General features: G+C 57.5%; 23 protein-coding genes. 7 read left to right on the top strand and 16 right to left on the bottom strand.

Annotated elements, in window-relative coordinates; translation table 11 throughout:
• The first annotated feature begins 202 nt into the window (after positions 1–202).
• A complete protein-coding gene (locus AC2FLO_RS19380) occupies positions 203–1,042 on the top strand; it encodes a CPBP family intramembrane glutamic endopeptidase (RefSeq protein WP_496752146.1) in 840 nt (279 codons plus the stop codon).
• A gap of 3 nt (positions 1,043–1,045) precedes the next feature.
• On the opposite strand, the gene AC2FLO_RS19375 is transcribed toward AC2FLO_RS19380, so the two are convergent.
• A complete protein-coding gene (locus AC2FLO_RS19375; RefSeq protein WP_209506641.1) occupies positions 1,046–1,504 on the bottom strand; it encodes an Lrp/AsnC family transcriptional regulator in 459 nt (152 codons plus the stop codon).
• A gap of 135 nt (positions 1,505–1,639) precedes the next feature.
• Between AC2FLO_RS19375 and ald the strand changes: the two genes are divergently transcribed.
• Complete coding sequence (gene ald, locus AC2FLO_RS19370; RefSeq protein ID WP_267366958.1) at positions 1,640–2,758, top strand: alanine dehydrogenase; 1,119 nt, start codon at positions 1,640–1,642, stop codon at positions 2,756–2,758.
• A 160-nt stretch (positions 2,759–2,918) separates the two neighbouring features.
• Here the strand turns inward: ald and AC2FLO_RS19365 are convergent, their stop codons facing one another.
• Both AC2FLO_RS19365 and mscL read right to left on the bottom strand, forming a co-directional pair.
• Positions 2,919–3,707 (bottom strand): mechanosensitive ion channel family protein, encoded by a 789-nt coding sequence (locus AC2FLO_RS19365; RefSeq protein ID WP_480585840.1) that lies wholly within the window; start codon positions 3,705–3,707, stop codon positions 2,919–2,921.
• Positions 3,708–3,837: 130 nt separating this feature from the next.
• On the bottom strand, positions 3,838–4,266 hold the full coding sequence (gene mscL, locus AC2FLO_RS19360) for a large conductance mechanosensitive channel protein MscL (protein WP_480585417.1): 429 nt from the start codon (positions 4,264–4,266) through the stop codon (positions 3,838–3,840).
• A 142-nt stretch (positions 4,267–4,408) separates the two neighbouring features.
• On the opposite strand from mscL, the gene AC2FLO_RS19355 reads away from it, so the two are divergent.
• On the top strand, positions 4,409–5,107 hold the full coding sequence (locus tag AC2FLO_RS19355) for a glutathione S-transferase family protein (RefSeq protein WP_496752143.1): 699 nt from the start codon (positions 4,409–4,411) through the stop codon (positions 5,105–5,107).
• Between the two features lie 47 nt (positions 5,108–5,154).
• Here AC2FLO_RS19355 and AC2FLO_RS19350 read toward each other — a convergent pair whose 3' ends face one another.
• Both AC2FLO_RS19350 and AC2FLO_RS19345 read right to left on the bottom strand, forming a co-directional pair.
• Positions 5,155–5,604 (bottom strand): YtoQ family protein, encoded by a 450-nt coding sequence (locus AC2FLO_RS19350; RefSeq protein ID WP_480486567.1) that lies wholly within the window; start codon positions 5,602–5,604, stop codon positions 5,155–5,157.
• Between the two features lie 74 nt (positions 5,605–5,678).
• Positions 5,679–6,311, bottom strand: coding sequence for a methyltransferase domain-containing protein (locus tag AC2FLO_RS19345; protein WP_496752141.1), 633 nt, complete (start codon positions 6,309–6,311; stop codon positions 5,679–5,681).
• An 86-nt stretch (positions 6,312–6,397) separates the two neighbouring features.
• On the opposite strand from AC2FLO_RS19345, the gene AC2FLO_RS19340 reads away from it, so the two are divergent.
• Positions 6,398–7,282, top strand: coding sequence for a LysR family transcriptional regulator (locus tag AC2FLO_RS19340; protein ID WP_496752139.1), 885 nt, complete (start codon positions 6,398–6,400; stop codon positions 7,280–7,282).
• A gap of 43 nt (positions 7,283–7,325) precedes the next feature.
• On the opposite strand, the gene pheT is transcribed toward AC2FLO_RS19340, so the two are convergent.
• From pheT to AC2FLO_RS19300, 8 genes are all read right to left on the bottom strand, one after another.
• A complete protein-coding gene (gene pheT, locus AC2FLO_RS19335) occupies positions 7,326–9,722 on the bottom strand; it encodes a phenylalanine--tRNA ligase subunit beta (RefSeq protein WP_496752138.1) in 2,397 nt (798 codons plus the stop codon).
• Between the two features lie 78 nt (positions 9,723–9,800).
• Positions 9,801–10,607, bottom strand: a complete 807-nt coding sequence (locus AC2FLO_RS19330; protein ID WP_496806781.1) for a CE1 family esterase — start codon at positions 10,605–10,607, stop codon at positions 9,801–9,803.
• A 515-nt stretch (positions 10,608–11,122) separates the two neighbouring features.
• Positions 11,123–11,527 carry a hypothetical protein gene (locus tag AC2FLO_RS19325; protein WP_496752134.1) on the bottom strand — a complete coding sequence of 135 codons (405 nt, stop codon included), beginning with the start codon at positions 11,525–11,527 and terminating at the stop codon, positions 11,123–11,125.
• Positions 11,524–12,597 (bottom strand): phenylalanine--tRNA ligase subunit alpha, encoded by a 1,074-nt coding sequence (pheS, locus tag AC2FLO_RS19320; RefSeq protein WP_480919786.1) that lies wholly within the window; start codon positions 12,595–12,597, stop codon positions 11,524–11,526. Before pheS ends, AC2FLO_RS19325 begins: the two co-directional genes overlap by 4 nt.
• A 71-nt stretch (positions 12,598–12,668) precedes the next feature.
• Positions 12,669–14,039 (bottom strand): glutamate--cysteine ligase, encoded by a 1,371-nt coding sequence (locus tag AC2FLO_RS19315; RefSeq protein ID WP_267365439.1) that lies wholly within the window; start codon positions 14,037–14,039, stop codon positions 12,669–12,671.
• Between the two features lie 66 nt (positions 14,040–14,105).
• Positions 14,106–14,633 carry a hypothetical protein gene (locus AC2FLO_RS19310; protein ID WP_480486560.1) on the bottom strand — a complete coding sequence of 176 codons (528 nt, stop codon included), beginning with the start codon at positions 14,631–14,633 and terminating at the stop codon, positions 14,106–14,108.
• Positions 14,630–15,475: a GNAT family N-acetyltransferase gene (locus tag AC2FLO_RS19305; protein ID WP_496752131.1), complete on the bottom strand. Its 846-nt coding sequence runs from the start codon at positions 15,473–15,475 to the stop codon at positions 14,630–14,632. Before AC2FLO_RS19305 ends, AC2FLO_RS19310 begins: the two co-directional genes overlap by 4 nt.
• Positions 15,472–16,197 carry a 16S rRNA (uracil(1498)-N(3))-methyltransferase gene (locus AC2FLO_RS19300; RefSeq protein ID WP_480585390.1) on the bottom strand — a complete coding sequence of 242 codons (726 nt, stop codon included), beginning with the start codon at positions 16,195–16,197 and terminating at the stop codon, positions 15,472–15,474. The genes AC2FLO_RS19305 and AC2FLO_RS19300 overlap by 4 nt, the downstream gene beginning before the upstream one ends.
• A gap of 11 nt (positions 16,198–16,208) precedes the next feature.
• Between AC2FLO_RS19300 and ubiA the strand changes: the two genes are divergently transcribed.
• The 3 genes from ubiA to AC2FLO_RS19285 all read left to right on the top strand — a co-directional run bounded on the left by ubiA (position 16,209) and on the right by AC2FLO_RS19285 (position 19,477).
• On the top strand, positions 16,209–17,171 hold the full coding sequence (gene ubiA / locus AC2FLO_RS19295; protein WP_480585387.1) for a 4-hydroxybenzoate octaprenyltransferase: 963 nt from the start codon (positions 16,209–16,211) through the stop codon (positions 17,169–17,171).
• 64 nt (positions 17,172–17,235) lie between these two features.
• Positions 17,236–19,155, top strand: coding sequence for an OmpA family protein (locus AC2FLO_RS19290; RefSeq protein ID WP_496752130.1), 1,920 nt, complete (start codon positions 17,236–17,238; stop codon positions 19,153–19,155).
• Position 19,156: 1 nt separating this feature from the next.
• On the top strand, positions 19,157–19,477 hold the full coding sequence (locus AC2FLO_RS19285) for a hypothetical protein (protein ID WP_267365430.1): 321 nt from the start codon (positions 19,157–19,159) through the stop codon (positions 19,475–19,477).
• Positions 19,478–19,532: 55 nt separating this feature from the next.
• Here the strand turns inward: AC2FLO_RS19285 and AC2FLO_RS19280 are convergent, their stop codons facing one another.
• From AC2FLO_RS19280 to pgsA, 3 genes are read right to left on the bottom strand one after another with little or no spacing between them, the layout of a single operon-like run.
• Entirely contained in the window at positions 19,533–19,976 is a 444-nt protein-coding gene (locus AC2FLO_RS19280; RefSeq protein WP_480494390.1) for a molybdenum cofactor biosynthesis protein MoaE, read from the bottom strand.
• A 3-nt stretch (positions 19,977–19,979) separates the two neighbouring features.
• A complete protein-coding gene (gene moaD / locus AC2FLO_RS19275; RefSeq protein ID WP_209506660.1) occupies positions 19,980–20,225 on the bottom strand; it encodes a molybdopterin converting factor subunit 1 in 246 nt (81 codons plus the stop codon).
• Positions 20,226–20,228: 3 nt separating this feature from the next.
• A complete protein-coding gene (gene pgsA / locus AC2FLO_RS19270; RefSeq protein ID WP_480482997.1) occupies positions 20,229–20,897 on the bottom strand; it encodes a CDP-diacylglycerol--glycerol-3-phosphate 3-phosphatidyltransferase in 669 nt (222 codons plus the stop codon).
• Positions 20,898–21,009: the final 112 nt, after the last annotated feature.

Here is a 21,009-nt window from a genome sequence, read left to right as displayed (position 1 = left end):
ATCGAAGCCGATCCGTTGCAGCAGTCTCTATCGGAAATCAGGGTCTGGACGGGTATATGGTCTTTTACCCGAATGTGTACGTCTGGCCCAAAGGATACAAGCACAAGAATTGACACAAGGCGCCAATCGCGCGCTTTCAGGTTGCTTGCATTGCCTTGTTTTTGTGCGGCATGACTGGGTCCACAATTCAGACGAGAACGCCGTGACGTATTTCTTTTCGACATTGCCGGTCACATGGCCCTGGCTGATCTTGATCACAGCCCAAGTCGCGGCGATGGGGCGACGATCCGGACTTGCGTATGCCCTGCTGATTCTGTTCGTCAGTGTCGCCTCGGTTACCGGACTGATGTCACCGACAGCAATCGTGGCGGTGGCGCTTGGTCTGATCGTGGCCTTCTTCCTCCCACGCCAGACAGGTCTGCTGGCTATTGCGGGGCATACGCTGTTGATCCTGTGGTGCCTGGCATTGGGGGCTCATCTGCTGCCAGGATTCAACAATTTGAAACTGCTGGATCAGGTGCAGGCAAGTGCCTCGAGCACAAGTTTTACACTGCACCTGAATCTGGACAAACCCATGGTCTTCTTTGCCGTTCTTCTGGCTTGGCCCGGAATGCTGAACAGCGCAATCCAGATCAGAATAAAACCTTTGCTAGCGGGTTTTCTGATTCTGCCCGGCCTGTTTCTGCTGGGTCTATCGCTGGGCGCCGTGCGCATGGACCTCTCAGCCCCTTATCGGTGGCTGGTTTTTTGCCTGTCCAACCTGTTTCTGACTTGTCTTACGGAAGAGGCGTTCTTTCGCGGCTACTTGCAGTCGGCCATTACCTTGCGCCTTGGGGCAACAGGCGGTCTGGTCGCTGCCAGCCTGCTCTTTGGATTGGCGCATATTGGCGGAGGACCCGCGCTTGTGGTATTCGCATCCCTTCTCGGGTTGGGGTGCGGGTTGGGGTTTTATGCAACCGGTCGGCTTTGGGTGCCTGTTGCGATGCATTTCTTGTTCAATCTGACCCACCTGCTGCTGTTCACCTATCCCGGCCCGTTATGACGGTCAGACCGGCAAGGCCGTGGTCTTGAACACGGTACGCAGCGCAAATGAACTTTGCATCTGCGCCACCCCAGGCAAGCGCGACAGGTATTGCCGGTGGATACGCGCGAAATCTTCTGTGTTTTCCGCCACGACCTTCAGAATGTAGTCTGCGGTTCCGGCCATCAGATGGCACTCCAGCACATCTGGTATTCGGGCCACCGCCTTTTCGAAAACATCCAGGACCTCTTCGGCCTGGCCTTGTAGCGTGATCTCGACAAAGACGGTGGTAGGCACGTTCATTTTCCGCGCATCCAGCAGAGCCACATAGTTGCGGATATAGCCGTCAACCTCCAACCGTTGAACGCGGCGGTGGCACGCAGATGGAGACAGGTTGACCTGTTCAGACAGTTCCGAATTCGACATCCGGCCATTCTTCTGAAGTGCGGCCAGAATCTTTCGATCAGTCGTGTCCAGGCTCATTCCTGCAAATCCTTTGCGAGTTTTTTGAATAGTACGGGAAATTCTTCCAAAGAAAAGTCTACTGACACGTTTTCTTTCACAGAAATTGCGCCACGAAATGCACATAATTTAAGCAGCTTATGAACGGAGAGCCCAATGAAAATCGGTTGCCCCAAGGAAATCAAACCTCAGGAATTCCGCGTCGGGATGACGCCCAATGCCGCTCAGGAAGCGGTCGCTCGCGGACACCAAGTCCTGATCGAGTCCGGCGCGGGCATCGGCGCAGGTTTCGACAATGACGCCTATGTCGCCGCAGGCGCGCAAATTATCGACACCGCGGAAGAGGTGTTTGCCACCGCCGACATGATCGTCAAGGTCAAGGAACCGCAGGCCGTGGAACGCAAGATGCTGCGTGAAGACCAGCTGCTGTTCACCTATCTGCACCTGGCTCCGGACCCGGATCAGACACATGACCTGCTGGAATCGGGTTGTACCGCAATTGCCTACGAAACCGTAACAGATGCCAACGGCGGCCTGCCGCTGCTGGCACCTATGTCCGAGGTCGCCGGTCGTCTGGCCCCTCAGGTCGGATCCTGGACCCTGCAGAAGGCCAATGGCGGCCGTGGGGTTCTGATGGGTGGCGTTCCCGGCGTCGGCCCGGCCAAAGTGGTTGTGATTGGCGGCGGTGTCGTCGGGACACACGCGGCCAAGATTGCCGCCGGAATGGGGGCTGATGTCACCGTTCTGGATCGGTCGCTGCCGCGCCTGCGCTACTTGGACGATGTCTTTGGCGGAACTTTTAAGAACCAGTATTCGACAGCAGGCGCGACCGCTGAACTGATCCAGGACGCCGATATGGTCATCGGTGCTGTTCTGATCCCCGGCGCAGCCGCACCGAAACTGGTGTCGCGCGCTCAACTGTCGACGATGAAACCCGGCGCAGTACTGGTGGATGTCGCCATCGACCAAGGCGGGTGCTTTGAAACGTCAAAAGCCACCACCCATGCCGATCCGATCTACGATGTCGATGGCATTATGCATTACTGCGTTGCCAACATGCCGGGCGCTGTTGCGCGCACCTCGACCATCGCACTGGGCAATGCCACGATGCCGTTCATGCTGTCGCTGGCCGACAAGGGATGGAAACAGGCATGTCAGGACGATCCGCACCTGCTGGAAGGTCTGAACGTTCATGCTGGTAAACTGACCTACTATGCCGTTGGCAAGGCCCTTGGCATCGACGTCGTTTCGCCAAACGTGGTGGTCAAATCGTAAGCGCCTCCACTCCGGAAGTTGCCTGTTGATAGTAATTCTCAGGGTGGCGCGGTCGGTACCGAACCGACGACTTTCACAAAAAAGGGCACCGGGTTTCGGCGCGGTGCCCTTTTCAAATTGAGGAGGGAATAATTATTTTCCCGATCGGCCGGTGCCAGTTTTACCCCTGTTTTTGAATTTCGACCGAATGCGGATACGGAATCGAAACACCTTTGGCGTCAAACGCCTCTTTCACCGCCTTCGTAAGCTCGAACTTGACGTCCCAGTAATCGGCTGCGGCACACCATAGCCGCGCAGTCAGATCGACTGAGCTGTCGCCCAGATTCGTGACCCGCACCCAGGGTTCAGGATCGCTGTTAATGCGCTGGTCGGCCTTGGCCACATCCAGAATGATCTGCATGGCGGTATCTGCGCTGTCCCCGTAATCAATTCCAAACACCAGATCGACACGACGTGTGTCGTGGGCTGAATAATTGGTTATGATCGACCCCCATGCCTGACCGTTTGGAACAATGATCTGCACGTTATCGGGAGTCACAAGCTCGGTCGTGAACAGGCTCAGATCCATAACGGTTCCTGCCGTGCCACCGATATCCACATACTGTCCAAGCTTGTAGGGTCGGAAAACCACCAACATCACACCGGCCGCAAGATCACTCAGTGTACCCTGAAGTGCCAACCCGACAGCCAGCGACGCAGCGCCCAGAATGGCGACGATACTGGTGGCTTCTATCCCGAAGATCCCCAAAACGGCGACCAGAACTATGGCCAAAATCGCCCACTTGATCACACTGGCGGCAAAATTTCCGAGTGTCGGGTCGATCTGCGGCGTTCTGTTGATCCGGCGGCGTACAACACCCGCGATCATTCGGGCGGCGATCCAACCCAGAACAAGAACGATCAGAGCCTTCGCTGCATTCAAGGCAATGGGCAAGTATTGATTGGCCATACCAATCGCCTGCTCAGCCAAGTCGGCGGTTTGTTCCATCTCGAATTTCCTCGTGTTTTCTGTTCATCAATTCTAATAAAACAGGCTCCGCGATAGGTACGGAGCCCGATGTAATAACAGAATTACTGGTCTACTTCTTCAAAGCGTCCCGGATTTCCATCAGGATGTCCAGTTCGCTAGGACCTGCGGGCGCCTCTTCAGCCGCTTCTTCCTCTGCTTCAGCAGCGTCTTTGACCTTATTCACCATTTTTACCAGCATGAAGACGACCCAGGCGATGATCAGGAAATTGATGATAGCCATTATGAAAGCACCATAGGCAAAGACGGATGCGCCTGCTTCACGTGCCGCGTCAAGGCTGGCACCTTCGGCCACGTCGCCTGCAAGAACGGCGTAATTGTTCGTAAAGTCGATACCCCCTGTGAACAATCCAATAAGCGGATTGATCAGATCGCCCACCAACGAGGTAACAATTGCGGTAAACGCAGCACCGATAATGATACCGACCGCCATGTCCATGACATTGCCCTTGGCAATGAATGTCTTGAATTCTTCCAGCATAGCATCCCTCTTGTTTTCTAAGACCACGCTTCTGTTCACGCATGATCGCATAGGAATTGTGCGTTAAACGCATGAATAAGGGTATGTTTTTTAGGGGAAAGCCACCCTATTTTTCCCCAAATGGCATTTCTCAGGAGTTACCATGTCTCAACTTGCGCCTTTTTTCGTAACCGACAGATGGCCTGTAAAAGATCCCAAGGTCCTTCAACTCTACTCCTATCCAACGCCAAACGGCGTCAAAGCCTCGATCATGCTTGAGGAAACCGGCCTGCCCTATGAGGCGCATCTGGTGACCCTGGCAGACTCGGATGTCAAAAGTCCCGAGTTCCTGTCGCTGAACCCGAACAACAAGATCCCGGCGATAATCGACCCCAACGGACCCGACGGTGCACCGCTGGCCCTGTTCGAAAGCGGCGCGATCCTGCTGTATCTGGCCGAGAAAACGGGCAAGTTCCTTGGCCAAACCGCAGCAGACAAGCACCGGATCACCCAATGGCTGATGTTTCAGATGGGCGGCATCGGGCCAATGTTTGGCCAGCTAGGGTTTTTCTACAAGTTCGCTGGCAGCGCGATAGAAGATCCGCGCCCGCGCGAGCGTTACATCAACGAAGCCAAGCGCCTGCTGAACGTGGTGAATACGCAACTGGAAGGACAAGACTGGATCGCGGGCGAATATTCCATCGCGGATATCGCGCTTGCCCCGTGGCTGAATGCACTGGATTTCTATGGCGCGAAGGATGTGTTTGATTGGGACGGCTATTCCAATGTCGTCGCTTATGTTGATCGTTTCTTCCAACGCCCAGCGGTTCAGCGCGGCAAAGCCATACCGGCACGAGACTGATAACACTTGAAAGAAAGGGGGCGCCAAACCGGCGCCCCTTTTATCGATCAGCCGGGCAGGGCGCCTGTCAGCACGTAGCGCAGAATTTCGACCACCTGAGCGGGTTCTTCCGCCACGGCCAGTGCGGCGGCATCAACTTCTTTCAGCGCGTGCTGATGATCTGGGCCGTGCAGAACGATGATGGACTTGCCCAGTGCTGCAGCGTAACCCGCGTCAAAGGCGGCGTTCCACTGTTTGTACTTGTCACCAAACCTGACGACGACAACATCCGCATCCGCAATCCCCTTGCGGGTCCGGATCGCATTGACCATCGCCCCCTTGTGGTCGTGCCAATACTTGTTCGGCTCAGCCCCCAGAATGGCCACACCACAATCATCACTGGCCGCGTGATCGGTAACGGGGCTGTTGAAGGTCACGTCCAACCCTTGCGCCCCATCGATGATCTGATCACGCCAGTCGGTGTGGATTTCTCCGGAAAGATAAACGTTCAGGCCCATGGCAAACTCCGATGTTGTTCCCGACCAATTTAAGGGTCCAACACCCAAAGCCCAACGCGGATTCCGGAAAAACCTTACATTTTACGAGCCACTAGGAATCGGCGGGCGTCACGTATTGGGAAACTGTCGCTCTCGATGATGCTGAACCCGGCGCGTTCAAGGGCCGCATCAAGATCCGCCTCAGACAGGAATTGCACAAACGGAGCCTTACCAAAGAACTGCATGATCGGAAGCGCGAGACGAATAGCGTAATACTTCAGGCTCGCCGCGCTGGACGGCTGGCAAAAAGTTTTCGAAATAAACAGTCCGCCCGGTTTAAGGACCGAATGTATTTGGCTCAGTGTCAGATCCAGATCCTCGACCAGATGCAAAAGATTGAATGCCAGCGCCGCATTAAATGAACCCTCAGGCGGTCGATTTGCATCAGCCTCGGCAAAGGTGACGTTTTCGATGCTTTGCGAATTGGCGTTTCGACGTCCAACGGCCAACATACCGGGGGACACATCGGTTGCAGTGATAGATCCTACATATCCGGACAGCTTCAGAGCAGTCATGCCTGTGCCGCACCCAAGCTCCAGAACATCATCGGTTTTCTTCAGGTAAGACGCTGTCCGTTCCAGCGTATGCTCGTACGAAGCCATGTCTTTGATGGGCGAGCGGGCATAATTCTCGGCCACTCCATCCCAGAATTTCGCAGTGGTGGTCATTGAGGAGTCTCCTTTCGGCGAGAATTTATTCATGCGCAGACCGAATATAAATTGCCGAAATTTGCAGGTTTACTATACATTTTAGTATGAATGAGTTTGGCGATTTTGATTGGAACCACATCCGTTCCTTTCTGGCGACGGCTGAAACCGGGTCATTTTCCGCAGCGGCACGGCAGCTACGGCAAACCCAGCCTACGCTGAGTCGTCAGATAGCAGCGCTTGAACAGGACTTGGGCGTGATGCTGTTTGAACGGGTTGGCAGAACTCTTGAGATCACTCAGGCCGGATTGGAGCTGCTGGATCATACACGCAAAATGGGGGACGCGGCCAATCGCATTGCGCTGACGGCGTCCGGACAGGCTCAATCCATTGAAGGCCGGGTTCGCATCACCGCCAGTGACGTGATGTCAGCCTATGTCTTGCCCGACCTGCTGCGCGAAATCCGGGCGCAAGCCCCGCGCCTGCGGATTGACGTGATTGCCTCAAACGATATTCAGGATCTTATGCGGCGCGAGGCAGATATCGCGATCCGCCATGTCCGCCCTGATCAACCCGACCTAATCGCGAAGCTGGTACAGGAGGCGTCCGGGCATTTCTATGCAACCACAGAGTATCTCAACCGTGCGGGACGCCCGAAATCAAAGCAGGACCTTTCACGGCATGAGTTCATCAGCTTCGGCGACAACAATCAGATGATCGCCTATCTGAAACCGCTTGGCATTCACCTGACCAACGAGAATTTCCGGCTTGGGTCTCAGAACGGAATAGTGGCTTGGGAATACGCCAAACAAGGCTTTGGCATAGCGCCCATGTCGCAGACCGTCGGTGATGCGGCACCAGGTATGGAGCGTGTGTGCCCCGGGATGGAGGCTATCACATTTCCGATCTGGCTGACCACGCATCGCGAGTTGCACACCAGCCGCCGCATCCGGCTGGTCTATGACTTACTGACCAAGTTCCTGTCCAAATAAAAAACGCGCCCGAAGGCGCGCTTTCCATTGGAGCCTCAGAGCTCTAACCGCGAAGGACCCCACCCGTCGCCTTGGCAACCTTGGCAATGATCTTCTCGGCTACGGCTTCGATGTCCTTTTCCTTCAGCGTCGCCTCAGTCGGTTGCAGACGCACGGTAATGGCAAGAGACTTCTTGCCTTCGCCAAGGCTGCCACCAATGAATTCGTCAAAGACACGCACGCCCTCAATCAGTGCCTTGTCGGCACCTGCGGCTGCGTTTACCAACGTCAGCGCTTCGACATCGGCATCGACAACAAAGGCAAAATCACGCTCGACCGCCTGCAAGTCGCGTAGTTCCAGCGCAGAGCGGGTGGCACCGGATTTTCGGGGCAAAGGCACTTCGTCCGGCCAGATGGTGAATGCCATTACCGGACCTTTTATGTCCATCGCCTGCAAAACGCGCGGGTGCAACTCTCCGAAGACAGCCAGTACTTTTTTCGGACCCAGACAGATTTTGCCATGACGACCCGGATGCCACCATGGATCGCCGTCGCGCAGAATCTGAACCTTTTCGGGCGCGCCAACGGCGGCCAGAACAGCCTCGACATCTGCCTTGGCGTCGAACACGTCCACTGGGCGCGCAGCACCGTGCACATCCTTGGGGCCAGAACGTCCTACCAGCAGGCCGGTGATCTGGGTTCTCTGATCACCCGGCTCGCCATTGTGAAAGACCGGACCGACCTCGAACAGGGCGACATCCGCGAATCCGCGCGCCTGATTGCGGGCGGCAGCCTGCAACAGGCCGGGCAGCAGATCGGGGCGCATATGGCTCATCTCGGATGAGATCGGGTTTTCCAGCATGGTCGTAGTATCGCCACCACCGAACAAAGCCGCCGAAGCCTGATCAATGAACGTATAACTGACGCATTCGTTATAACCCAGCGCCGCGCAGGTACGGCGCGCCATGGACTGACGGCGCTGCGCCGGGGTCATCACCGGTTTCGGTATCCCCTCGGTCACGCGCGGCAACGGCCGGCCTTGCAGCTTGGTCAAGGAAGCAATCCGCGCGACCTCTTCCACCAGATCAGCCTCGCCCAGGATATCCGGGCGCCAGCTGGGGACATGGGCCATCTCGCCTTCCAGACGAAAGCCCAGACGGGTCAGGGTCTGTCGCTGTTCGCTTTCGGGAATATCCATCCCGACCAGAGACTGCACCCTTTCCGCATTCAGCTTGTAGGCGCGCGCATGGTTCGGCGCTTTGCCAGCCTCAACCACGTTGGAGGCTTCTCCGCCGCAGATATCCAGAATCATCTGGGTCGCGTGTTCCAGCCCCTCGCGGGTGTATTCCGGGTCAACACCGCGCTCGAACCTATAGCGCGCGTCGGAATTGATCTTGAGCGCACGGCCTGTGAGCGCGATCTGGACATGATCCCAGAACGCGCTTTCGAGGAAAACGTTTACCGTTTCCTCGGTACATCCGGTTTCCTCACCGCCCATGATGCCCGCAATCGATTCCGGGCCTTTGTCATCCGAAATCACCATCATTCCGGGTTGCAGCGTGTATTCTTTTTCATCCAGCGCAACCAGCGTCTCGCCGCCTTTGGCCCGGTGCACCCGCAGGTTGCCCTGCACCTTGTCGGCGTCGAACACGTGCAACGGGCGGTTGTGATCGTAGGTCATGTAATTGGTGATATCCACCAGCGCCGAGATCGGACGCAGACCTATGGCCTTCAACTGATCCTGCAGCCATTGCGGGCTGGGGCCATTCTTCACGCCACGGATCAGACGACCGGTGAAATGCGGCGCTCCGTCCAGCGTGTCTTCTTCGATTGACACCTTGATCGGACACTCGAAATCACCCGGAACAGGCGTATAATCACGCTGCTTCAACGTGCCAATTCCACGCGCGGCCAGATCGCGCGCAATCCCTTCAACCCCCAGCGCATCCGGGCGGTTCGGAGTGATCGCGATTTCAATCATCGGGTCGACTTTGGATGGGTCGTTTTCTGCAAGCCAGCCCACGAATGTATCACCCACTTCGCCCGAGGGCAGTTCGATGATGCCGTCATGTTCATCCGACAGCTCCAACTCACGCTCGGACGCCATCATGCCAAAGCTTTCGACACCGCGGATCTTGCCGACGCTGATGGTCAGGTCCAGGCCAGGGATGTACATGCCCGGTTTGCAGACCACGACGGTGATCCCTTCACGCGCATTGGGCGCACCGCAAATAATCTGTAGCTCGCCCTCGTCCGTATCGACCTTGCAAACGCGCAGCTTGTCTGCGTCGGGGTGTTTTTCGGCGTGTTTCACATAGCCCAGCGTAAAGCCTGCCAGCCGTTCGGCCGGGTTCACGATCTCTTCGACCTCAAGCCCGAGATCGGTCAGCGCCTCGGCGATTTCATCAACCGAAGCATCAGTGTCGAGGTGGTCTTTCAGCCAGGACAGAGTGAATTTCATTGCACGGGGCCTTTTTTGGCAAACATCCAGTCGGCACAGGCAATGGCAAAGAATGCGCCGGGGTGCAAGCTCTGCGCGTCACGGATACGTGGGGGTGCGGCCCAAAAGCTCATCCAACTGCCATCCGATCCAGCCATGGGGGATGAAATGCCCGCCGGGATGCGTGTCCAGCGTCACCTGCCCCTGCGTGCAAGTGGTCCATTCCACTCGGCTAAGGGTCAGGAACGGTTCCACACTCCAATCACCCCGCGGGGTTGCTGCACCGCAGCCGTATTTCTCGCGCCACAGCGCCACCGGGTATGCCATGTCGCGACCCGGACCGAACGGGAAATCCATCACGGTGTCATCCGTCCCATGGACATGCCGCACCTCTCGCGGGGCTTGCGGGCAGGTCTCGGTCTGGCGGAGTGTTCCGGCCACACCCAGCAGTGCCGCTATATCATCGCCGGTTTCGCAGACAAAGCGCCACGCCATAGCGCTGCCAAAGGAATAGCCTGATACATAGATGCGGGTCGCGTCGATCGGATAGCGCCGGGAGACATCCTCAAGCACCCGGTCGGCAAAAGGCACATCATCGGTGCCTGCGGACCAGAAATCCCAGCTTTTGCCCAAACCGTTCGGGGCCACCAGCAGCACACCCCGACGTTTCGTGGCCCCGGCAATCCGTTCGTGGTTCACCACAACGGTCCCCTGCCGCGCCCAACCATGGAAATGCAGCAGCACCGGCAGGGGTGTTTCACCATCCCAGCCATCAGGTTCAAGAACGTGATACGAGCGGTCACCGAGATCACAGGCAATATCGCCGTGGCATTCGGTTTTCCAGGGACCCATGGCAAAGGCGGGCGTGGTCATCAGCAAAAGAAGGCAGAGCAATCGACAGATCATGCGCCCGACCCTAACGGGGCATTTCGCCCTGTCACTTAACATATCGGTGTGGTCCGAACGTAGGCCGGGCTTCAGCCCGGCACCCACCCACCGCACATGGCGGGCTGAAGCCCGCCCTACATAAGGTCAAAACATCAAACCGCGCTATGGCCAGACCGCAGGATGGCGATCCTTGGGTTGTAGTGGGCAGTTTATGCGGGCCAAATCCGAGCGCTGATTGAGCGTTGTGCTGTCGGGGACAAATCGCCAGCCCGTGCGGGCGGTGTCGTCCATTGGGCTTGAACCAATGGCGCCGCAAAGAACGACCGATAGTGCGGCGGCCTATCGGCCTTTGCTCCGCACATTTTGCTTCAATCCGCAAATCCAAGACGCAAAAGCTATTAACTCTTTCCACAATGGTGGCGCTAAGAGCCCCGCGGCAATAACCATAATGGCAGCGCCAAGAAAAAACGTTGCTATTGAATGATGTCTTTCAACCTGTCCTATGAACCCCGAAATCTGAGCTTCCCACTGGTCTATTTCAAGAGACCTGAAGGACCATTCAAGGTCACGTCCATGTGTTTCATCGACAGCATGAAAAACAAAACCGACGCAAGCAAAGCGCAAAAACCAACAAGCAGAGCAGGTACGAAGCTGTTCAATTGTGCCGTTGCTTCCAAACCTGCAAATTTGTCTAGTACACCAGCCAAACCGACAACACCCAACAATCCGGTTGCAACTGCAAGGCTCCGTTGAGATCTCGCTTGAATATTACCTAATATCTGTAAGGCGCGATCTACCCGGTTTTGCTCCCAAACGCCGGAGCTTTGATCGGAACAAAGCGGACAGCTTTGCAGATATCCATCAGAGCTATCACAAAACGACCCATGTTCGCGGCACAAATACTTTCCGCGATTGACGCTCAGAAAGTGGAAATTCACCGCGACAAACCACCATGCAGGTTCGGCATATCCAGCGCCGCAAACCCGTAGTGCCGCAGCCAGCGCAGATCGGAATCAAAGAACGCCCGCAAATCCGGAATGCCGTATTTCAGCATCGCCAGACGGTCGATCCCGATGCCAAACGCAAAGCCCTGATAAACCTCGGGATCAATTCCACCGGCAGCGATCACCTTGGGGTGGACCATGCCCGAGCCCAGAATCTCCATCCAGTCGTCACCCTCGCCGATCTTCAGCTGGCCGTTATCCCAGGAACAGCGGATATCGACCTCGGCCGATGGCTCGGTGAAGGGGAAGTGCGAGGCGCGGAAGCGCAGTTCGACATCGTCGACCTCAAAGAAGGCTTTCACGAACTCTTCCAGAACCCATTTCAGGTTCGCCATCGAGATATCCTTGTCGATGGCCAACCCCTCGACCTGATGGAACATCGGCGTGTGGGTCTGGTCGTAGTCAGCGCGGTACACGCCGCCCGGACAGATCACGCGGATCGGCGCGCCCTGTTTCTCCATCGACCGGATCTGCACCGGCGAGGTATGGGTGCGCAGCACGTGCGGCGGGCGATTGTCGCCTTCGGCGCGGTGCATATAGAACGTGTCCATCTCGGCCCGTGCAGGGTGGTGACCGGGGATGTTCAGCGCGTCGAAATTGTACCAGTCGTCTTCGACACGCGGCCCTTCGGCCACCGAGAAGCCCAGTTCCGCAAAGATCGCAGTCAGCTCTTCGGTCGCCTGGCTGATAGGGTGGATTGACCCCTGACGGCGCGGGCGGGTCGGCAGGGTAACGTCCAGCCATTCGGTGCGCAGGCGCTCATCCAGTGCAGCATCGGCCAGCGCGGCTTTCTTGGCGGACAGCGCCGAGTTGATCTCATCCTTCAGGGCATTCAGCGCCGGGCCTGCGACCTGACGTTCCTCGGGAGTCATCTTGCCCAGCTCGCGCATCTTCAGCGCGACCTCGCCTTTTTTGCCAACAGCCGCGACGCGGATCGCCTCAAGCGCGTTTTCGTCGCCTGCCTCGGCGATTTGGCCCAGATACTTTGCCTTAAGATCGTCCATGACGGCCCTCTGAATTTGGTCGAGAACCTGCTATCGGCCCCGCCCCGCGATTGCAAGCGGGACGGGGCGCATCAATAGCTGTATTCGGGATAAATCCGGGTCAGGTCGCCATTCCAGTCGCCATTGTAGTGTTCCAGCAACTCATCTGCCGGAACCTTGCCGGTGTCGATGCTTTCCTTCAGCGCGTTCAGGAAATGCGTCTCATCCGGGACTAGACCACCGGCACCGGGGCGGGCACGGGCTTTCAGGCCCGCCTCGGAGATTGCCACAACTTCACGCGCCAGATCATGCATGTTGACATTGCCAACCTGCGCCTGAAGCCCGTCTTTGGCCGCCGCAACACGCAGCCCCTCGCGCGTTTCAGCATCCCAGCCCTTGACCAGATCCCACGCCGCATCCAGCGCGGTTTGGTCATAGGTCAGCCCGACCCAGAAGGCGGGCAAGGCGCAAAGCCGTCGCCAAGGGCCACCATCCGCGCCGCGCATCTCCATGAACTTCTTGATCCGCGCTTCGGGGAAGGCCGTTGTCAGGTGATCGGCCCAATCCGACAGGGTCGGCGTTTCACCCGGCAATGCAGGCAACTCACCCTTGAGGAAATCTCGGAACGACATGCCCAGCGCATTGATGTACTGCCCGTCGCGGTAGACGAAATACATCGGCACATCGAGCGCGTATTGGACATAGCGTTCGAATCCAAAGCCATCCTCAAACACGAAGGGCAACATGCCCGTGCGCGCATCGTCCAGATGTCGCCAGATATGGCTGCGCCAGCTTTTCTGACCGTTCACTTTACCTTCGAAGAACGGAGAATTGGCAAACAGCGCCGTCGCTACCGGCTGCAATGCCAGCGCCACGCGCAGTTTCTGTACCATGTCGGCTTCGGACCCGAAGTCGATATTAACCTGAACGGTACACGTCCGCCGCATCATTGCGCGGCCCATGGTGCCGACTTTTTCCATATAATCGTTCATCAGCCGATACCGCCCCTTGGGCATCAGCGGCATCTGGTCATGCGTCCAGATCGGCGCCGCGCCCAGTCCGATGAATCCCACACCGATCTCATCGGCGATATCCTTCACCTCGCGCAGGTGAGTGTTCACCTCATCGCAGGTTTCATGGATCGTCTCCAGCGGAGCACCCGACAGCTCCAGCGCGCCACCCGGTTCAAGGCTGACATTTGCGCCGTCCTTTTCCAGACCGATCAGATGACCGGATTCACGGACCTCTCCCCAGCCGTGGCGATCCCGCAACCCCTCCAACACGGCGACAATGGATCGCTTTCCTTCAAAAGGCAGAGGTTTCAGCGTGTCCTTGCAATAGCCGAATTTCTCATGCTCGGTGCCGATGCGCCAATCTTGCTTGGGTTTGCAACCCGATTCCAGATATTCGGCCAGTTGTTCATGGCGTTCGATCGGACCGCCGCCGGACTGAGGGATGGACATGAACCGTGCTCCGATCCTGCTGTGTCTGTTTTGAAGGTCAAGTGGTGGTCGTAAATGGCGCCAGTGTCAATGCAACGGCAGATGCGCCGGGCGCGACGGTGTACGTTCCCAGATAACGACCGGATGCTGCGATTTGCCGTTGAGTTCCGACAGCATTTGCTCGGTTTTGAGGCCCGGCAGGTTTGAGAATACGTCGAACAATGCCTCGGCTCCTTCTGCATTCACAGGAATGTGAAGCGCTGGCTGGCCCGGCTGATCCAGAACCCAATGTGCAGGGTCGGAGGTCGGGTCAAGGGCCAGACGCTCAATTTCGCGGGACGCGACGATGCCGCCATCCAAGGGGCCCAGATAAGTGATCTGACCTTCATCAATCGTCACGACACCTTGCCCCCCCACACCTGTTCTGAAGCGCGCGCGCTGTATGCCGATCACAGTCAAAGCCGCTGACACGACAATCAGAAACCAGCCTACCCAAGCCAGCAGCCCACCCGGCCCGCTGATCCAGCTCAGACCAAGGATCAGGACAAAAGCCGCAACCAGAACCTCGCGCCAACGCCAAAGCGCCAGTTTTGCCTCGGGTCGGATGAAACTCATGAGAGCACCCTTTGCGGTTCCTGCAGCAAAGCGACCTTGTACCAACCCACCTGTTGGAACCCAATCGCCTCATAGGCACGGGCGGCAGGTGCGTTGTTCGCAAATAGGATCGCGGCCGCCGCACCCTCGGATTTTGCTTTCTGCATCAATGCGGTCGTGACCCGTCGACCTAGGCCACGATTTCTGTTTTTACGTGGAACAAAAACACCACCGACCTGAACTTGGTCGTGAACCCTGGCATTCACGGATGCCATGGCAACCGGCGCGTCGCCTTCCATCAGGACAATCGCCCTGCCTGCGGTCATTTCCGCCTCGACGCGCTCTGCGGCAAGCTCACGCGCCTCTTCGCCTGCGGCCTGTCCGGTATCCTCGATGTAATCCGCGAACCAAGTGTGCAGTCTTGACCGATCCTCGGCGCGCAAATCGCGATAAGGAACAGGTGCCTTAGTCAGACCTCGCAGGTCACGTCGATAAAGCGGTTCATCGTGATTCAACCGGTACTTCGCCTTCCCCAATCCCAGAGCGCCCAACGTCAGCTCGACCTGAGGTGCATCTCCCGTCATACCCAAAACGGTTTCGCCTTCGATCATCCGCGCGAAACACTCGACAGCTTCGGTTTCGGCGTTGGGCAATTGAACCATCAGATAGCCCTTCTTGCTGAGCCCGAAGACACCCCGGACCTGGTCCTCACCCCAGATGAAGTAGCGGCTGGAATATTCATTCGCATTCAACCCCACCCCGTGGGCCGCCAAATTGCTGCGCAAAAACATTGAACTGTCAGGGTAGCGGGACAGAAACCTCTCTAGCGCCGGGGCATCCGATTGAACCGCCTCGCGAATCACGACCAATCTCCCAATGCCTGCTGCCACATGGTCAATGCGGCCACCGCCGCTGTATCCGCCCGCAGAATACGCGGGCCAAGACTGACCACATGCGCATAGGGTAAAGCCGACAGCCGCGCACGCTCAGCGTTGGAAAACCCGCCCTCCGGGCCGATGAGAATCGCCCAGGGGCGCCCTTTTTCATTCGCTGCCAGCCGCAGGGCCGAACCGACCTCGGCTTCGTTGCAGAACATCAACTGCCGACCTTCAGGCCAGGTCTTCAGCACGCGGTCCAGCCGCTGAAGGTCTGCCACTTCGGGCACGTAGGTTCCTCCGCATTGTTCAGCGGCTTCGATTGCATGAGCCTGAAGCCGGTCTTGCCGGATACGGTCTGCGTTGGTGAATTCGGTCTGAACTGGCAGGATGCGAGCCGCGCCCATTTCAGCGGCTTTTTCAACAATGAAATCGGTGCGCGCCTTTTTGATCGGCGCAAACAGGAACCACAGATCGGGGGGCAGCTGCAAAGGTTTGGTCTGCCTGACACAGGTCAGAGCGCCACCGCGTTTTCCGGACTCGGCCACCTCGGCCAGCCACTCTCCATCTTTGCCGTTAAACAGCGCCACTGCTCCTCCGACCGGCAGTCGCATGACGCCAAACAGATAGTGCGCCTGATCGCGCGTCAAAGGAACCGATTGCCCCTGACCCAAGGGCTGCTCTACATACAGTCTGATTTTCGCACTCATGAGACCTACATATGCAAGGCAATGCCCCAACACCAGATGGTCAAGTCGCCGATGCCGTCACCGGCAACTGGGTCGACACCTATGCCCCAGCCTTTGCCCGACCGTATCTGCGCCTCAGCCGCGCAGACCGGCCCATCGGCACATGGCTGTTGCTGCTTCCATGTTGGTGGGGGCTGGCGCTGGCCATCCTGCATGACGGTCAACCGCGTTGGGAAGATCTGTGGATTGCCCTAGGCTGCGCATTCGGAGCTTTTTTGATGCGAGGTGCCGGTTGCACGTGGAATGACATTACAGACCGGGAATTTGACGCACAGGTTGAACGCACACGCTCGCGCCCGATACCGTCGGGGCAAGTCAGTGTCCGGCAAGCTGCGGCCTGGATGATACTGCAAAGCCTTCTGGCGCTTGGCATTCTTCTCAGCTTCAATCAGGCGGCAATTGCCATGGGTGTGTTATCTTTGCTGCCGGTGACCGTTTATCCGTTTGCCAAACGGTTTACCTGGTGGCCTCAGGTTTTTCTGGGTCTGGCCTTCAACTGGGGCGCATTACTGGCCTGGACGGCGCATAGCGGATCGCTCGGCTGGCCTGCTGTCACGCTGTACCTGTCCGGCATCGCCTGGACCCTGTTCTATGACACGATCTATGCACATCAGGATACCGAGGATGATGAACTGGTCGGCATCAAATCCACCGCGCGCCTGTTCGGCACCGACACGGCGAAATGGCTGAAGTATTTTCTGGTCGCAACAATATCGCTGATGGGGCTGGCCATTATTGATGCCGGGGTGCCTGACGCGTCAATTCTGGCGTTGGGGGTCGCGCTTTGCGGCCCCTGGGCCATGGGCTGGCACATGATGTGGCAATTGCGCGGGCTTGATACCGAAGACAACGCCAAGCTGCTGCTGCTGTTTCGGGCCAACCGCGATACCGGCTTTATTCCGCTGATCTTCCTTTGCGTCGCCTTGTTGCTCTGATTGCACCTGCTGAACGGGGCCTGTAAAGATCGGCGCAAACGCCTGAGGAGTGCCAAACCCAAACATGCGTCTGCCGTATTTTATCGCTGTTTCCCTGATCTTTCTTGTATCAGCTGGCCTGTCACTTCTGGCGGCCAGCTATGCTGTTACCGAGATCGAAGAATCATCGGAACTCGCTGTACGGCGCTCGCTGGACCTGAAAGGACACGATTGGGCCGAGGTCGAAGCCGATGGTTTGCGGGTGGTCCTGACCGGTACAGCGCCAGATGAAGCGACCCGCTTTAACGCGCTGACCGCTGCGGGAACCGAAGTTGATACATCCCGCGTAATCGACGAAATGGAGGTTATCGCAACTTCCGCCCTCGCAGCACCGCGCTTTTCAGTAGAAATCCTGCGAAATGACAGTGGAATTTCGGTGATAGGTCTGATCCCGGCCAGTGAGAACAGGGATAAGCTGATCCAACGGCTTGGCAATCTGGACAGATCTGTTGCCATTTCGGACCTGATGGAAACAGCAGATTACCCAAAGCCCAAAGGGTGGGATGCCGCAATATCTTACGCGTTGGAGGCCCTGACCCACCTGCCCCGCGCCAAAATTTCCGCCAACCCGGATCTGGTCAGGATCACGGCAATTGCCAACAGTCAGCAAGAAAAACAAAAACTGGAACGCGACCTGACCCGTAGGGCACCGCCCAGTCTGCGGGTTGGGCTGGCGATTTCGGCACCTCGCCCGGTCGTCACACCTTTTACTTTGCGTTACCTGATCGACGAAGAAGGCGGGCATTTTGACGCCTGCTCGGCGCAGGATGAGAAGGCACGTGACCGAATCGTGGCCGCCGCGAAAAACGCCGGGTTGACGGGGCCTTATTCCTGCACCGTCGCCTTGGGCGAACCATCGCCACGCTGGCCAGAAGCAGCCGAGAAAAGCATTCAGGCGCTGTTCCGGATAGGCCAGGGTTCGGTCACCATGTCAGACGCGGACATTACCCTGATCGCAGCGGAGGGAACCGATCCTGCGGTGTTCGACCGGGTTGTGGGCGAGCTTGAAACCGAGCTGCCTGCGATCTTCGCCTTGCACGCCGTTTTACCTGAGCCTGAGACAACGAACCCAAGTGGCCCGGTCGAGTTCTCGGCCACCCGCAGCCCTGAAGGGCTGGTGCAATTGCGCGGACGGCTGGGTGATGAAACTCTGCGCGACATGGTCGACAGCTACGCGCGCGCGGCCTTTGGATCCGATCAGGTATATACTGCCACCCGCATCGTTTCGGATCTCCCGACGGACTGGCCTGTACGTGTTCTGGCCGGTCTGGAGGCTTTGGGTCAGCTCCACAACGGCGTATTGACCGTAACACCCGATACGGTCGAACTGATCGGCCTCAGCCACGAAGAAGACGCCAAGGCCCGCATCGCAGGTCAATTGTCCGACAAGTTGGGCGAGGGGCAGGAATACACCCTGACCATCACCTATCAGCCCCCACCGGAACCCGAGGACGCCCTGCCCGACCCGGAAGTCTGCGAGGCCCAAATTGCTGAAATTCAGGCCACCAGCAAAATCGCCTTTGAGCCCGGATCGGCCACGATTGCATCAGACTCGCGCGATGTGGTGAACCAGATTGCTGATATCCTGCGCGACTGCGGTCCGATCCGTATGGAGATTCAGGGCCACACAGACAGTCAGGGCCGTGAAGAGATGAACCAACAACTCAGCCAGGCGCGGGCGCAATCCATTCTGAACGAGCTGCGCGGGCGGCGCATTCCTACCAGCAGCTACACCGCTGTGGGGTATGGGGAAACGCAACCCATCGCTGACAACGACACCGAAGAGGGCCGGGAAGAAAACCGCCGGATCGAGTTCCGTCTAATCCGTCCTGAGCCTGTTGAGAGTAGTGAAACAGGCCTTGAAGCGCTTGAGGCCGAGGCTGCGACTTCCGCAGAGGACCAAACCGACACGACCGCACCAGATGCGGATGCAGGGGACCAGTAAGTTGAACAGAACAGAATTCGTCATTGTCACCGCCATTATCCTGTTCGCCGCCTTCTGCATGGGCTGGTTTGCCAACTGGTTGGCGCACCGCCTGTCCCGAGTAAGTCAAAGCGACGTTGCCGATCTGGATCGGATGAGTCAGGAGTTGCACGAGGCGGAGGAAACCCGCGATCAGGCCATCACCTATTTGCAGCAACGTGAGGCCGAATTGACAAACCAGCTAACCCAGACAGAGGCCGAGCTGGCAGCTGCTATGGATGGCCTGCGGGCCGCGCGTCAGGAGGCCGAAGAACTGCGCGGACGGATCAACAACGCGGATTAAGTATACGACCTTGCGCCACCGCCCAAGTTTGCAAGAATAAACGGTCGCTAAATCACTACCACCGGGTCAGCGCGTCTTCGTCTTCGTCTTTGGCTGCGACCCATTCCGCACCAGAGTGGGTGATTTCCTTCTTCCAGAAGGGTGCGCGAGACTTCAGATAATCCATCAGATATTCCGCTGCCTCAAACGCATCTTTACGATGCGGCGCAGCGGTCGCCACCATCATGATCCTGTCTCCCGGGGCCAGTCGGCCATGACGGTGGATCACCAGGACGTCACCCAATGACCACCGCTCCTTGGCTTCCTGGGCGATCTTGGTCAGCGCCCGTTCCGTCATACCCGGATAGTGTTCAATCTCCATCACATCCAGATCACCGCTTGCCAGGTCGCGCACAACGCCAGTGAAGGTGACAATGGCTCCGTTGGCATCATCCCCGGCGGCAAAAGCATTGGCCTCGGCGCCCAGATCGAATGCTTCCTGCTGAACAGCGATCCGCATCGCTCAACCGCCCGTCATTGGTGGAAAAAACGCCACTTCCCGAACGCCCGACAGCGAGGCGTCAAAATCCGACAACTCCTGATCCAGTGCAACGCGCAGGGCGGACAAATCGGCAAATGCCGCGGCATAGCGTTCTTCCCGCGCGCTCAACTCGGCCACCAGATCATTGACGGTGACTGCCTGCGTCTCGACTTTTTCCTTTGGCAAACCGATACGTTCGCGTACCCATGCAAAATACAGCACATCCATCCCTCAGATCTCCTTCAGATGTGGCATGGCTTTACGTAGGTAATCATAGCCGGTGATCAATGTCAGCGTCGCCGCAATCCACAGCAACCACAGCCCGATCTGGCCTGCCCAGAACATACCATGGATGTTCCAGCGCAGGTGATTCACATCTTCAACCTGGCCCGCGATAATCTGTTCTACCAGCGCGGCGTCCATGCCGAAACTCGCCATCACGGCATAGTGTTCAAAGATGCCCTGCGAGAACAGCACGGCGATGGCGATCATCTGCGCTGTAGTTTTCCACTTGGCCAGCTTTGTAACCTTCAGCGTCCCCGCCACATCGCCCAGATATTCGCGCAGGCCCGAGACAAAAACCTCGCGGAACAGGATCACGGTGGCGGGTAGCACCAGCCATGGCGTCCAGTGTTCGGTCGAATAGCCAACCAGAATCATCAGCGCGATCACCACCATTGCCTTGTCGGCAATCGGATCCAGCATCGCGCCCATCTTGGTTTCCTGTTTCCACGCACGGGCCAGATAGCCATCAAACCAATCGGTGATCGCCGCCGAAAGGAACAGGATCAAAGCGAACCAGTCCGCATAGGGCCGGGTGAAGTACAAAAACATAACGGCCAGACCGGGCGCAGCCAACAGGCGTAGAACCGTCAGGATATTGGGCAAATTCCACTTCATGGCCTGGACCCTATATCGCCGGTTCAAGACAGAAAAGACAAACCGGTAAAAAACTACGTCACTCACAACAGCTTGGTCAAAGCGCCGCAGGTCCGACGCTTTGCGCCTCGTG

The organism is Ruegeria sp. TASC047, from assembly GCF_059612445.1.
The sequence above is the reverse complement of the archived record's forward strand: the minus strand, read 5'-3'. Positions and strand labels throughout refer to the sequence as shown.